Genomic DNA, 13,010 nt, shown 5'->3' on the forward strand with positions numbered 1-13,010 from the left:
GGCGTCGCCTGGCGTCGTCCGTTCAGACGCTCTGGGTGGCCGGCAGCGGCTGTTCCGGTTGGCAGCAACGGGTTTGGGCCAGACATTCCTGCAGGGCAGCCTCCCAATGCGGGAGCCGGATGTCCCAGTCGCGTTGCAGGCGTGAGCAGTCGAGGCGCGAATTGAGCGGACGCTCGGCCGCGGTCGGGTAGTTCTTCGAGGCGATCGGCTCGATTTCCGCGCACAGGCGATCCTGCTGGCGCAGGTGGCCAGCGATCGAGCGGGCGAACCCGTACCAGGAGGTTTCGCCGCTGGCGGTCAGGTTGTACAGGCCATTGAACTCACCGTGGCCTTTGCGCCGGGCGTTGATCAGCTGCGCGGTGGCGCGGGCGATGGTGCCCGCCCAGGTCGGCGCGCCGATCTCGTCGCTGACCACGGTGAGCGAGTCTCGTTGCTGCAAAAGTCGCTGCATGGTCAGCAGGAAGTTGCGGCCCTGCAGCGAATAGACCCAGCTGGTGCGCAGGATCAGGTGCTCGCCGCCTACCGCGGCAATCGCCTGCTCGCCGGCCAGCTTGCTGGCACCGTAGACGCTCAGGGGGTGCGGCACGTCGTCTTCGCTGTAGGGCTGCGGCTTGCGCCCGTCGAAGACGTAGTCGGTGGAATAGTGGATCAGCGGCACCCCCAGCCTGGCGGCCTCTTCGGCCAGCACCCGCGGGCCGGTGGCATTGACCGCATAGGCCAGCTCGGCCTGCTCCTGGGCGAGATCCACGGCCGTGTAGGCGGCCGCGTTGACGATCAGGTCCGGGCGTAGCAGGCCGATCTGCTGGCGTATCTGTTCTGGATCGGCCAGGTTCATGGCGTTGTGCCCCAGCGCCAATACGGTGCCTTCACCCGCAAGCGAGGTTTGCAGGGCCTGAGCCAGTTGCCCCTTGCTGCCGGTGATCAGGATCTTCATGGGAACAGGTCTGCCTCGCTCAAGCGTTTGCCTGCCGCATCCTTGCCGGATAATTGCGGCGCCTGCTCGATCGGCCATTGGATGCCGAGTTCGGGGTCATTCCACAACAGGCTGCGCTCATGCTCCGGCGCATAGTAGTCGGTGGTCTTGTAGAGGAACTCGGCACTCTCGCTGAGGACCACGAAGCCATGGGCGAAGCCTTCGGGAATCCACAGCTGGCGCTGGTTCTCGGCGCTCAGGTGGGTGCCGGCCCAGCGTCCGAAGCTCGGCGAGCTGCGGCGCAGGTCCACGGCCACGTCGAACACCTCGCCGGCCACCACCCGCACCAGTTTCCCCTGGGGCTGCTGGATCTGGTAATGCAGGCCGCGCAGCACGCCGCGCTGGGACTTGGAATGGTTGTCCTGGACGAAGCTGCGCTTGAGCCCGGTCGCCGCCTCGAAGGCTGCGGCGTTGAAGCTCTCGTAGAAGAATCCACGCTCGTCGCCGAAGACCTTCGGTTCGATGATCAGCACATCGGGAATGCTGGTTTCGATGACCTTCATGGGTGTTCCCCGGCGATCTTGAACAGGTACTGGCCATAGCCGGTCTTGCCCAGCGCATCGGCGCGGCGCAGCAGCTGCTCGCGGTCGATCCACTTGTGCTGGTAGGCGATTTCCTCCAGGCAGGCGACCTTGAGGCCCTGGCGATGCTCGATGGTCTGCACGTACTGCGAGGCTTCCAGCAGGCTGTCGTGGGTACCGGTGTCGAGCCAGGCGAAGCCGCGACCGAAGCGCTCGACGTTGAGGTCGCCACGCTTGAGGTAGGCATTGTTGACGTCGGTGATCTCCAGCTCGCCGCGCGGCGAGGGCTTGATCGTCTTGGCGATCTCGACCACGTCGTTGTCGTAGAAGTACAGGCCGGTGACCGCATAGCTGGACTTGGGCTGCTGCGGCTTCTCCTCGATGGACAGCGCCTTGCCGTTCTCGTCGAAGTCGATCACGCCGAATCGCTCAGGGTCCTTGACCCAGTAGCCGAACACCGTGGCGCCGCTTTTCTGCGCCGAGGCGCGCTGCAGCTTCTCGGTGAAATGCTGGCCGTGGAAGATGTTGTCGCCGAGGATCAGGCACACCGAATCGTCGCCGATGAATTCCTCGCCGATCAGGAAGGCCTGGGCCAGGCCGTCCGGCGAGGGCTGCTCGGCATAGCTGAAGCTGACCCCGAACTGGCTGCCGTCGCCCAGCAGGTTGCGGTACTGCGGCAGGTCCTGTGGTGTGGAGATGACCAGGATCTCGCGGATACCGGCGAGCATCAGCACCGAGATCGGGTAGTAGGCCATGGGTTTGTCGTAGATCGGCAGCAGCTGCTTGGATACCCCGAGGGTGATCGGGTGCAGCCGGGTGCCGGAGCCGCCGGCAAGGATGATTCCCTTCATGCGATGTTCTCCAGGGCGCCGAGGCGCTCACGTTGATAGCTGCCATCCTGTACGCGACGGCACCATTCGAGGTTGTCCAGGTACCACTGCACGGTCTTGCGCAGGCCGGTCTGGAAGGTTTCCTGCGGGACCCAGCCCAGCTCACGCTCGATCTTGCCGGCATCGATGGCGTAGCGCAGGTCGTGGCCGGGGCGATCCTTGACGAAGGTGATCAGGTCTTCATAGCGCGCCACGCCTTCGGGCTTGCTCGGCGCCAGCTCTTCCAGCAGCGCGCAGATGCCGCGCACCACGTCGATGTTCTTCTGCTCGTTGTGGCCGCCGATGTTGTAGGTCTCACCGACCTTCCCTTCGCTGACCACCTTGAACAGCGCGCGGGCGTGGTCCTCGACATAGAGCCAGTCACGTACCTGGGCGCCGTCGCCGTAGACCGGCAGCGGCTTGCCATCCAGCGCGTTGAGGATCACCAATGGGATCAGCTTTTCGGGGAAGTGATAGGGGCCGTAGTTGTTCGAGCAGTTGGTGATCAGCACCGGCAGGCCGTAGGTGCGCTGCCAGGCACGGACCAGATGGTCGGACGAAGCCTTGCTGGCCGAATAGGGCGAGCTGGGCGCATAGGGCGTGGTCTCGGTGAACAGGTCGTCGACGCCGTGCAGGTCGCCGTACACCTCGTCGGTGGAAATGTGGTGGAAGCGGAAGGCTTCACGACGGCCTTCCGGCAGACTCTGCCAGTAGGCGCGGGCGGCTTCCAGCAACTGGTAGGTGCCGACGATATTGGTCTGGATGAACTCGGCAGGACCGTCGATGGAGCGATCGACATGGGATTCGGCGGCCAGGTGCATGATGGCGTCCGGCTGGAACTCCAGCAGCGCTTCGCTAATCCGCTCACGATCGGCGATGTCGGCCTGCAGGAATTGATAGCGCGTATCGCCATCCACTTCCGCCAGGGATTCGAGGTTGCCGGCGTAGGTGAGCTTGTCCAGGTTGAGCACGCTGTGCTCGGTGTCGCGAATGAGATGGCGGATCAGGGCCGAGCCGATGAACCCGGCCCCGCCGGTGACGAGAATGCGCATGATGATTGGCTTCCTTGGCGCGCTGCTGAGCGGCAGGCTCTTAGCATGTCGGCAGGATAGACCGGCCGTCGATACAAAAATTCCCGAGCACCGTGGTCGGCCGGGTGACCGTTATGTTACCGGAGTAAACATGAGTGTAGTGGCGTAAAGCCAGGCGGGCGGGGTGCTGGAGGTGTTCGGATGGGGCGAGGCGGATTCTGAATGAGGTCTGGGGCGGACACCGACTGGCAAGATTGGGTGGTTGAATGAAAGTTTCGCTTTCGTGATCGTTTATCGAGTTGCTCGATGGCGCGGGTTTCGCCCTGCTGGGCGAGTCACTTTTTTCAGTCGCGAAAAAAGTAACCAAAAACGCTTGCCCCTGCATCCGGCCCCGGCTGCGCCGGGGTTCGTTCGCTCCATCGCCGCTCCGAGGGTCGTCGTACAAGGGCCATCCTTGGCCCTTTACGACTCTCGCCGCATCCCTGCGGCTCGCCCCTCTACGCAACGATTCCGCTCACCCTCCTGAAAGGGGCGGTTGGTGGCGCCTGTTGGTTCGTGCAAAAAGAAGCAAAGCCCAAGCAACACCAACAATCTTTCAAGCGACTCGGAGCCAGTTCCCCGTCAGGAGGGAACCCCGGCGTCGCCGCGGCCGGATGTCGGGCGCGCTTCCTCTTTGGTTACTTTCTCTTTCGCGCGAGCAAAGAGAAAGTGACTCGGCCGGGGGGCCGAAACCAGGTGTATCAGCACACTCGGTAATCGGTTTAGCACCGAAGCTCCAAATCGAACTGCTATACCAATCTTGCCAGTCCGGTATCCATACTTACCTCCCGGTCTGGCTTAAGCCATGCTTTGTCCAGTCCTACCGCAACGACCTCCGCAACCGCGACAACGCCCCAACGAAAAACACCCCGCCAATCACCACCAGCGCCACCAGCTGTGGCCAGACGATATCCGCCCCGGCGCCGCGGAAGAGGATCGCCTGGGCCAGCTCGACGAAGTGTGTGGTTGGTGCCGCCAGCATCAGGTTCTGGACGATCTCCGGCATGCTCTCGCGTGGTGTCATGCCGCCGGAGAGGATCTGCAGCGGCATCAGCGTGAGGATGACCAGCAAACCCAGTTGTGGCATCGAGCGCGCCAGCGTGCCGAAGAAGATGCCCATCGAGGTGGTGGCGAACAGGTGCAACGCCACGCCGCAGGCGAACAGCAGGAGCGAGCCCTGAATCGGCACCTGCAGCCAGCCTTCGACGATCAGGCGCAGGGAGAGCGCCGAGGCCACCAGCACTACCAGGCCCATGGACCAGACCTTGGCGCTCATGATCTCGAACGGCGTCACCGGCATCACCAGCAGGTGCTCGATGGTGCCGTGCTCGCGCTCGCGGATCAGCGCGGCGCCGGTGAGGATGATCGAGAGCATGGTGATCTGGTTGATCACCTCGTTCACCGCGCCGAACCAGGCGCGCACCAGGTTCGGGTTGAAGGCCATGTGCACCACCGCCTCGACGGGCAGCGCGGTGTCGCTGCGATAACGGGCGAGGAACGCCGTCACCTCGGCATTGATGATCTGCTGGATGTGCCCGGCGCCGGTGAAGGCCTGGCTGACCTGCGTCGCATCGACATTGAGCTGGATCGAGGGCTGGCGTCCGGCGAGCAGGTCCTGCTGGAAGTTCGGCGGGATATCCAGGGTGAAGGTGTAGAGCCCGGCATCCATGCCGCTGTCCATCTGCGCCAGGTCGATGGGCACGGGCTCGAGGAAATAGGGTGGCTGGAAGGCGTCGATGATGCGTGTCGAGACCTGTGAGCGATCCTCGTCGATGACGCCGATCACCGCCCGGTGCGGGGCTTCCGGCACGCCGGTGGCGCTGGAGTAGATGCCCAGGCTGAAGGCATAGAGAATCAGCAGTACCAGCGCCGGGTCACGGTACAGGCTGCGCAGCTCCTTGATGCCCAGCTGCAGGATGTTCGACAGCTTGCGCATCTACTTCTCCTGCTTCTTCAGGCCGGCGACGCTGAGCAGGATCAGCACCGGGATGGCCAGCAACAGAGGGATGAAATAGGGATACAGATCGGCCAGCCCCAGCGCCTTGGAAAACACGCCGCGGCTGATGGTGAGGAAATGGCTGGTCGGGTAGATATTGCCGATGAAGGCGCCGGCGCCCTCCATCGCCGAGATCGGATGCAGCAGCCCGGAAAACTGCACCGCCGGCACCAGCGTCGCGATGGCGGTCCCGAAGATCGCCGCGATCTGGCTGTTGAGGATCGACGACATCAGCAGGCCCAGGCCGGTGGCGCAGATGACGTAGAGCAGCGCGCCCAGTACCAGCGTCAGCAGGCTGCCCTTGATCGGCACCCCGAACACCAGCACGGCCAGTGCCACCATCATGAAGAAATTGACCATGCCCATGGCGACGTAGGGCAGCTGCTTGCCCAGCAGGAACTCCAGCCGCGTGACCGGCGTGACGTAGAGGTTGGTGATCGAGCCCAGCTCCTTCTCGCGCACCACGCCGAGGGCGGTGAGCATGGCCGGGATCAGCATCAGCAACAGCGGAATCACCGCCGGCACCATGGCCGGCAGGCTCTGCACGTCGGGGTTGTAGCGATAGCGCAGGGCGATGTCCACCTGGCTTTGCGGCGCGTTGCCGGTGGCTTCGCGGCTTAGCTGCTGCAGGTAGCTGAGGTGAATGCCCTGGACGTAGCCCCGGATGGTATCGGCGCGGGTCGGCATCGCGCCGTCGACCCAGAAGCCGACCTGGGGCGTATTGCCGCGCTTGAGGTCCCGGCCGAAGTTCGGCGGAATCTCCACCGCCAGGCTGATCTCGCCGCTGCGCAGACGCTGATCCAGCTCGGTGTAGTCGCGCAGCGGCGCCTTCTCGGTGAAATAGCGCGAGCCGGCGATGTTCAGCGCATAGGCCTGGCTGGTGGTGGTCTGGTCGCGGTCCAGCACGGCGTAGCCGAGGTCCTCCACGTCCAGGCTGATGCCATAGCCCATGATGAACATCAGCAGCACGGTGCCGAGCATCGCCAGGGTCGCGCGGATCGGATCGCGGCGCAGCTCCGTGGCTTCGCGCTGGCTGTAGCTGAGCAGGCGGCGCAGGCTGAAGCGCGCCTGCCGTTCGCTGCCCGTGCCGGTTGCCGGAACGACGGCGGCAACTGGCGTGGCCTCTGGCTGGGCGTCATCGGTGGTGGCGTCCTGCAGGTAGGCGATGAAGGTCTCTTCCAGCGTCGGCAAGCCGCGCTTGGCCATCAGTCCGCGCGGCGTGTCGCTGTCCAGCACACGGCCGGCGTGCATCATCGACATGCGGTCGCAACGCAGCGCTTCGTTCATGAAATGGGTGGAGATGAAGATGGTCACGCCGTCTTCGCGCGACAGCTCCACCAGCAGCCTCCAGAAACCGTCGCGGGCCACCGGGTCGACGCCGGACGTGGGCTCGTCGAGGATCAGCATTTCCGGTTTGTGGATCACCGCCACGGCCAGCGACAGGCGCTGGCGCACGCCCAGCGGCAGGTCCCTGGGCAGGCTGTCGGCGACCGTCGTCAGCTCGAAGCGCTCCAGCATCTGCTCGATCCGCTCGCCCCGCTGCGCCGCCGGAATGTGGAACAGCCGCGCATGCAGGTCGAGGTTCTGGCGCACCGTCAGCTCGCCGTACAGCGAGAACGCCTGGGACATGTAGCCGACCCGGCGGCGCGTATCGATGCCGCTGGCGTCCACCGGCTGGCCGAACAGGAACGCCTCGCCCTCGCTGGCCGGCAGCAGGCCGGTGAGCATCTTCATGGTGGTCGACTTGCCGCAGCCGTTGGAACCGAGGAAGCCGAAGATTTCCCCGCGCTCGATGCGGAAGTTGACCCGATCCACGGCGACGAAATCGCCGAAGCGCATGGTCAGGTCGTGGGCCTCGATGGCGATCTGCGGCGCGCCTTCGTGTTGCACGCGCGGCGGGATCACCAGCGCCTGATGGCCACGTCGCCTGGCTTCAGGCAGCAGTGCGACGAAGGCCGACTCCAGATCCTCGCTGGCGGTGCGCGCCAGCAGTTCGGCCGGCGTGCCGGTATCCAGCACGCGGCCTTCGTCCATGGCCACCAGCCAGTCGAAACGCTGCGCCTCGTCCATGTAGGCGGTCGCCACCAGCACGCTCATGCCGGGACGGTTGCCGCGGATGCGCGCGATCAGCTCCCAGAACTGGCTGCGCGCCAGTGGGTCGACGCCGGTGGTGGGTTCGTCGAGGATCAGCAGGTCCGGGTCGTGGATCAGCGCACAGCACAGCCCCAGCTTCTGCTTCATGCCGCCCGACAGCTTGCCGGCCGGGCGCTCGGTGAAGGGCGCCAGACCGGTGCTGTGGGTCAGATCGGCGATGCGCTGGCGGCGCTCTTCGGCATCCTGGCCGAACAGGCGGCCGAAGAAATCCAGGTTCTCGAACACGGTGAGGGTCGGGTAGAGATTCTTGCCCAGCCCCTGCGGCATGTAGGCGATGCGCGGGCAGACCCGGCGGCGATGGCGTTTGTCGGCCATGTCGCCATCGAGCACCCGGACCTGGCCCTGCTGGATGCGGCGCGCCCCGGCGATCAGCGCGAGCAGGCTGGACTTGCCGACCCCGTCGGGGCCGATCAGGCCGACCATGCGGTTGGCCGGGATTTCCAGGCTGACGTCGTCCAGTGCACAGGTGGCACCGTAGCGCAGCGTCAGCTCGCTGACGTGCACCACCGCAGACGGGGAATCGCTCATGGCGTGACGTTGATCTGCAGGTGTTCAGGCCACTCGGCCGCGGCGTCGAGCTTCAGGTAGGCCATGCCCGGCAAGCCGGTCTTGACCTGCTCCAGGTGCTTCTCCAGCAGTTGCGGATCGATCCGCGCCTTGACCCGGAACATCAGCTTTTCCCGTTCGCTCTCGGTCTCCACGGTCTTGGGCGTGAACTGCGCGACGCTGGCCACATAGCTGACCTTTGCCGGAATCACGTACTGCGGTGCCGCATCGACCACCAGATGCACGTCCGCGCCGATGGCGACACGGCCCGCCTGGCGCTCGGGCAGGAAGAAGGTCATGTAGACGTCGGCCAGGTCGACCAGGTTGAGCAGCTTGCCGCCGGCACCCAGCACCTCGCCGGGCTGCGCCACGCGATACTGCACGCGGGCCACGCGGTCGGTCTTCAGCTGGCTATCGGCGATATCGGCCTGCAGCCGCGCAACGCTGGCCCTGGCCGCCTCGAGCGCGGATTCGGCCTCGATCACCTGGGATTTCGCCGCGGCGATGCCGGCCTCGGCGCTGAGTACCTGCGCGCGGGAGGCGGCCAGCGCGGCCTGGGCGCTCTGCTTGGCGGCAACGTCATCGTCCAGTTGCTGGCGAGCCATGGCGTTGCGTTCCACCAGCACCGCGGTGCGCTGGTGGCGCTTGGTGGCGGCGGTCAGCTCGGCCTGCCGCTGATGGACGACCGCCTCGGCGGTGGCCTTTTCGCTCTCGCGCATGGCGACCAGGGCGCGGGCGGTGAGGATGGCGTTTTCCGCCTGGCGCACCTGGGCCTCGGCCTGTTTGAGCTGCGCCTGCAGCACTTCAGTGTCCATCCGCGCCAGTACCTGCCCGGGCTGAACGAAATCGCCTTCGTCGACGTTGATCTCGACCACTCGGCCGGCCAGCTTGGTGGCCACGTCGATTTCGGTGGCCTCGATCCGCCCGTTGCCGCTGGCGAAGCCCTCGCCGAGGCCGCTCGGGCGCATTTCCAGCCAGGCCAGCAGCGCCACGACGGCGAGCACGGCGGTGATCACCAGGATCCTGCGCAACGTTGAACGGTGTGCCTGACTCATGGAATTGCTCCTGCGAACCGAGATCGTTGGCAGGCTGTTGAAAAACCCGCCTCTGCCAGGTTTTCAACGGCCTGTTAAGCAATCCTAGGCCGCTGAAGCCCAACGCGTGTTTACCTGGATCAATTCCGCCGCGATTAGGGCGCCGTCAGTCGGCGTCGCGTTGCCGCGCCTGGGCGATCGTCCAGGCGATCAGCTCCCGGCTCAGCGCATCGCTGGCGCGGCCGAACGCCTCGACCACGCTTTCCACGCTCGAGTCGGCGCTGGGCTGGCGCACTTCGAAGCGTCGGGTGCTGAAGGTGCGTTGGTCATGCCGGCTCACCAGCCGGGCCTGCAACTGGATCACCACCTGCGGAACGCCGTCGACGTACTCGCTCTGGAAGGCACGCAGATCGCTGAAAAGGCCGAGGTCGGCATACAGATTGGCGTCCTCGTTGACCACCGAAGGCAATCGGCCGTCCTGCTGGAAGGCTTCGATCAGGCGGTCGCGCAGCAGTTGCGGTGCCGCATCGCTCCAGCGCGCGCCGCGGTAGCTGCTGAGCTGGTTGGGCTGCGGCACTACCGCGATGCGGGCGCTGGACAACGCCCGGCTGGCGTTCGGGGTGGCGATCTGCAACGTCAGATCGAGCGGTACGGCGACGCCTTGCGGGGCCGTGCGCGCTTCGCCGGGTAGCAGGAAGATCCGCAGGGTCTCGCCTTCCGGCAGCAATGCACAGGCGCCAAGGCTACCGACGAGGGCGAGCACGGCGAGGTGACGAAGCGGACCAAGGCATTTCATAGGCACCTCCAAAAACGTAGGCGAGGCAGCCAGCGCAAGGCGAAAGCGGGTGAGAAAGCGGAGTTTACGTGTTGTAAATGAGCATTTTGAGCCCGTTTTCAACGCAGCGATGGCAACGTAGATAGTTTTTAGAGATGCCCTCATGGGGTGAACTCCTGCAGCTTGTCCCGACCGAGCAGGAAGCCGCTCGGGTTGTCTTCCAGGCGTTGGGTCACGCGGCGCAGCGCGCCCAGGGTGGTGCGCAACTCGTTGATCGCCGGGCCCAGTTCGTTGAAGCCTTGCAGGCCGTTGTTCAGCGCGCCCTGATTGTCGGCCAGCAGACCGTCCAGGCGCAAAGTGGCGCGCTCCAACGCCGCCATGGATTGCTCGGCGCTGTCGAGCAGGCTGCGGCCCTGTTCGTCCAGCAGACCGTTGGTGTTGCGGGTCAGCTGGCTGATATCGGCGAGCACCCTGTTGGCCTGTTCGCCCAGCTGGCTGAACTGGCGCAAGGCACCGGCGAGGTCGCCGCGCTGGTCGGACAGCACGCCGGTGGCTTGTTCGAGATGCGCCAGGGTCTGGCTCAGCCGCGTGGTGTTTTCCTCGGAAAAGATCTTGTTGGCGCTGACCAGCAGGTTGTTGATGTTGCTCATCAGGTCTTCGCCATTCTCCAGCAGTGCGGCGAGCGGCGACGGATCGGCGATGATCAGTGGCGGATCGCGGCGATCGCCCTCCAGACGCGGGCTGTCCGGTGTGCCGCCGTGCAGCTGGATGATCATGCTACCGGTGATGTTGGCCAGCGCCAGGCGCGCCTGGGTGTCCTGCCGGATGGGTGTGCCGCCATACACGCGAATGCGCGCGCGAACCTTGCGTGGGTCGTCGGGCTCGAGCCACAGGTCGGTGACGTCGCCGACCTTGATGCCGCTGTATTCCACCGCGCTGCCGCGCGACAGGCCGCTCACCGCCTGGTTGAAGCCGACTTCGTAGTAGCTGTACTCACGATCCATGCTGGACTTGCCGAGCCACAGCGCGAACAGCAGCGCGCTGCCGACCGCCAGTACGGTGAAGAGTCCGATCAGGACGTGATGGGCACGGGTTTCCATCAGAACCTCTCCTGCTTCTGCGCTGCCTGCGCGGCGCGGCCACGCGGGCCATGGAAGTATTCGCGAATCCAGGGATCATCGGTGGCGGCCACGGCCGCCAGCGTATCGACCGCCAGCACGCGCTTTTGCGCCAGCACCGCGACACGGTCGCAGATGGCGTAGAGCGTATCCAGGTCATGGGTGACCAGAAACACGCTCAGGCCCAGCGCGTCGCGCAGGGTCAGCAGCAACTGATCGAAGGCTGCGGCGCCGATGGGGTCGAGTCCGGCGGTGGGCTCGTCGAGAAACAGCACCTCCGGGTCCAGCGCCAGGGCGCGTGCCAGCGCGGCGCGTTTGATCATGCCGCCGGACAGTTGATCGGGATACTTGCAGGCGGCATCGGCGGGCAGGCCGGCCAGCGCCAGTTTCTGCCGGGCCAGGTATTCGGCGTCGTCGCGCGCCAGGCCGGCGTGTTCGATCAGCGGCAGGGCGACGTTCTCCTGCAGGTTGAGCGAGGTGAACAGGGCGCCGCGCTGGAACAGCACACCGAAGCGCCGCTCGATTTCCGAGCGGCGCCGGGTCGGCAGCTCCAGCAGGTTTTCGCCGAACACCCGCACGCTGCCCGCATTGGGCCGGCGCAGGCCGACGATGCTGCGCAGCAGCACCGACTTGCCCGAGCCCGAGCCGCCCACCACGCCGAGGATTTCGCCGCGACGGATATCCAGGTCGAGGTTTTCGTGCACGCTCTGGCGACCGAAGCGGTTGGCCAGGCCGCGAACTTCGATCACCGCATCGGCCGCATTCACCAGCCCATCTCCATGAAAAACAGCGCGGCGATCGCATCCAGCAGGATCACCACGAAGATCGATTGCACCACGCTGGAGGTGGTGTGTTCGCCCACCGACTGCGCGCTGCCACTGGCCTTGAAGCCTTCCAGGCAGCCGATCACCGCGATCAGGAAGGCGAAAAGCGGCGCCTTGCCCAGGCCGACCAGAAAATGGTTCAGCGAAATGTCGCGCTGCAGGATGGTGAAGAACATCGCCGGCGAGATATCCAGCGCCAGCGCGCAGACCACCAGCCCGCCGACGATGCCGCAGAGCATCCCGACGAAGGTCAGTACCGGCAGGGTGATCAGCATTGCCAGCACCCGTGGCAGTACCAGCAGTTCCACCGGGTTCAGGCCGAGGGCGCGGATCGCATCGATTTCCTCGTTGGCCTTCATCGCGCCGATCTGCGCGGCGAAGGCGCTGGCGGTGCGCCCGGCCAGCAGGATCGCCGCCAGCAGCACGCCGAATTCGCGCAGGAAGGCGAAGGCCACCAGGTTGACCGTGTAGATGCTGGCGCCGAAGTCGGCCAGCACCGTGGCGCCGAGAAAGGCCACTACCGCGCCGACCAGAAAGGTCAGCAGCGCGACGATGGGCATGGCGTCCAGGCCGGTTCGCTCGATATGCGCCACCAGCGAGGTAAGCCGCCAGCGCCGTGGGCGCCAGAGCGTGACGAACAGCGTCTGCAGGGTCAGGCCGATGAAGCCGAGCAGGGTTTTCTGCTGGTTCCACAGATTGACCAGAGTACGGCCGATATCCGCCAGCACGTCGGCCAGCCCCGAGGTTTTCGGCTCCGCCGGAGTGGGCGGGCCGTCCAGCGCCGCAGCTACCAGCTGCAGCAGTGCCAGGCGTTCGCTCGGCAAGCGGGCCGAACCCAGCTGCATGACGCGCCGCACGCCGAGCAACTCCACCAGCAAGCCCGCGCCGGCCGTGTCCAGCTCGCCCAGCCCGTCGAGATCGATCGACTGTTCGCCGTCGAGCGGCGCGGCGGCCCGTTCGACCTCGCGCTTGAGCGCGGTGTAGTGCGCCAGGGTCCAGTCGCCGAGAATCGCCAGCCGCGCTGGCTGTCCCGCGTCTGCAGGCTGGCGCTGGAGCTGGCCGGGTGGCGAAGGCGGTTGCGGCATCGAAAGGGCGGTCTCTGAAGGCGTCGAGCTGATCCTAGCAGCTTG

The 13,010-nt window shown here is 65.7% G+C and carries 11 protein-coding genes; all 11 read right to left on the bottom strand.

Annotated elements, in window-relative coordinates; all coding sequences use genetic code 11:
- Positions 1-22: 22 nt before the first annotated feature.
- Positions 23-934 (bottom strand): dTDP-4-dehydrorhamnose reductase, encoded by a 912-nt coding sequence (gene rfbD, locus EA795_RS11695; RefSeq protein ID WP_122077449.1) that lies wholly within the window; start codon positions 932-934, stop codon positions 23-25.
- On the bottom strand, positions 931-1,476 hold the full coding sequence (gene rfbC, locus EA795_RS11700) for a dTDP-4-dehydrorhamnose 3,5-epimerase (protein WP_122077451.1): 546 nt from the start codon (positions 1,474-1,476) through the stop codon (positions 931-933). The genes rfbD and rfbC overlap by 4 nt, the downstream gene beginning before the upstream one ends.
- Complete coding sequence (gene rfbA, locus EA795_RS11705) at positions 1,473-2,345, bottom strand: glucose-1-phosphate thymidylyltransferase RfbA (protein ID WP_122077453.1); 873 nt, start codon at positions 2,343-2,345, stop codon at positions 1,473-1,475. Before rfbA ends, rfbC begins: the two co-directional genes overlap by 4 nt.
- Positions 2,342-3,415, bottom strand: a complete 1,074-nt coding sequence (rfbB, locus tag EA795_RS11710; RefSeq protein WP_115027291.1) for a dTDP-glucose 4,6-dehydratase — start codon at positions 3,413-3,415, stop codon at positions 2,342-2,344. Before rfbB ends, rfbA begins: the two co-directional genes overlap by 4 nt.
- A gap of 838 nt (positions 3,416-4,253) precedes the next feature.
- Entirely contained in the window at positions 4,254-5,369 is a 1,116-nt protein-coding gene (locus EA795_RS11715) for an ABC transporter permease (protein ID WP_014851015.1), read from the bottom strand.
- Complete coding sequence (rbbA, locus tag EA795_RS11720; protein ID WP_122077455.1) at positions 5,370-8,111, bottom strand: ribosome-associated ATPase/putative transporter RbbA; 2,742 nt, start codon at positions 8,109-8,111, stop codon at positions 5,370-5,372.
- Positions 8,108-9,184, bottom strand: coding sequence for an HlyD family secretion protein (locus EA795_RS11725; RefSeq protein ID WP_058076306.1), 1,077 nt, complete (start codon positions 9,182-9,184; stop codon positions 8,108-8,110). The genes rbbA and EA795_RS11725 overlap by 4 nt, the downstream gene beginning before the upstream one ends.
- 145 nt (positions 9,185-9,329) lie before the next feature.
- Positions 9,330-9,959 (bottom strand): ABC-type transport auxiliary lipoprotein family protein, encoded by a 630-nt coding sequence (locus EA795_RS11730; RefSeq protein ID WP_122077457.1) that lies wholly within the window; start codon positions 9,957-9,959, stop codon positions 9,330-9,332.
- Between the two features lie 140 nt (positions 9,960-10,099).
- The gene (locus EA795_RS11735) at positions 10,100-11,038 is read right to left on the bottom strand and encodes an MlaD family protein (RefSeq protein WP_122077459.1); all 939 of its coding nucleotides are present in this window, start codon (positions 11,036-11,038) and stop codon (positions 10,100-10,102) included.
- Positions 11,038-11,823: an ABC transporter ATP-binding protein gene (locus tag EA795_RS11740; RefSeq protein WP_122077461.1), complete on the bottom strand. Its 786-nt coding sequence runs from the start codon at positions 11,821-11,823 to the stop codon at positions 11,038-11,040. The genes EA795_RS11735 and EA795_RS11740 overlap by 1 nt, the downstream gene beginning before the upstream one ends.
- A complete protein-coding gene (locus EA795_RS11745; protein ID WP_122077463.1) occupies positions 11,820-12,965 on the bottom strand; it encodes an ABC transporter permease in 1,146 nt (381 codons plus the stop codon). The genes EA795_RS11740 and EA795_RS11745 overlap by 4 nt, the downstream gene beginning before the upstream one ends.
- Positions 12,966-13,010 lie beyond the last annotated feature (45 nt).

Origin of the sequence: Stutzerimonas nitrititolerans (assembly GCF_003696285.1) — a bacterium.
In the GTDB taxonomy this organism is placed as follows: Bacteria; Pseudomonadota; Gammaproteobacteria; order Pseudomonadales; family Pseudomonadaceae; genus Stutzerimonas; species Stutzerimonas nitrititolerans.

Excerpts from the sequence above, each read along its gene's own strand:
- EA795_RS11730 (WP_122077457.1), bottom strand. The coding sequence starts at position 9,959 with ATGAAATGCCTTGGTCCGCTTCGTCACCTCGCCGTGCTCGCCCTCGTC.
- rbbA (WP_122077455.1), bottom strand. The coding sequence starts at position 8,111 with ATGAGCGATTCCCCGTCTGCGGTGGTGCACGTCAGCGAGCTGACGCTG.
- EA795_RS11725 (WP_058076306.1), bottom strand. The coding sequence starts at position 9,184 with ATGAGTCAGGCACACCGTTCAACGTTGCGCAGGATCCTGGTGATCACC.
- EA795_RS11715 (WP_014851015.1), bottom strand. The coding sequence starts at position 5,369 with ATGCGCAAGCTGTCGAACATCCTGCAGCTGGGCATCAAGGAGCTGCGC.
- rfbA (WP_122077453.1), bottom strand. The coding sequence starts at position 2,345 with ATGAAGGGAATCATCCTTGCCGGCGGCTCCGGCACCCGGCTGCACCCG.
- rfbC (WP_122077451.1), bottom strand. The coding sequence starts at position 1,476 with ATGAAGGTCATCGAAACCAGCATTCCCGATGTGCTGATCATCGAACCG.
- EA795_RS11735 (WP_122077459.1), bottom strand. The coding sequence starts at position 11,038 with ATGGAAACCCGTGCCCATCACGTCCTGATCGGACTCTTCACCGTACTG.
- EA795_RS11745 (WP_122077463.1), bottom strand. The coding sequence starts at position 12,965 with ATGCCGCAACCGCCTTCGCCACCCGGCCAGCTCCAGCGCCAGCCTGCA.
- rfbB (WP_115027291.1), bottom strand. The coding sequence starts at position 3,415 with ATGCGCATTCTCGTCACCGGCGGGGCCGGGTTCATCGGCTCGGCCCTG.
- rfbD (WP_122077449.1), bottom strand. The coding sequence starts at position 934 with ATGAAGATCCTGATCACCGGCAGCAAGGGGCAACTGGCTCAGGCCCTG.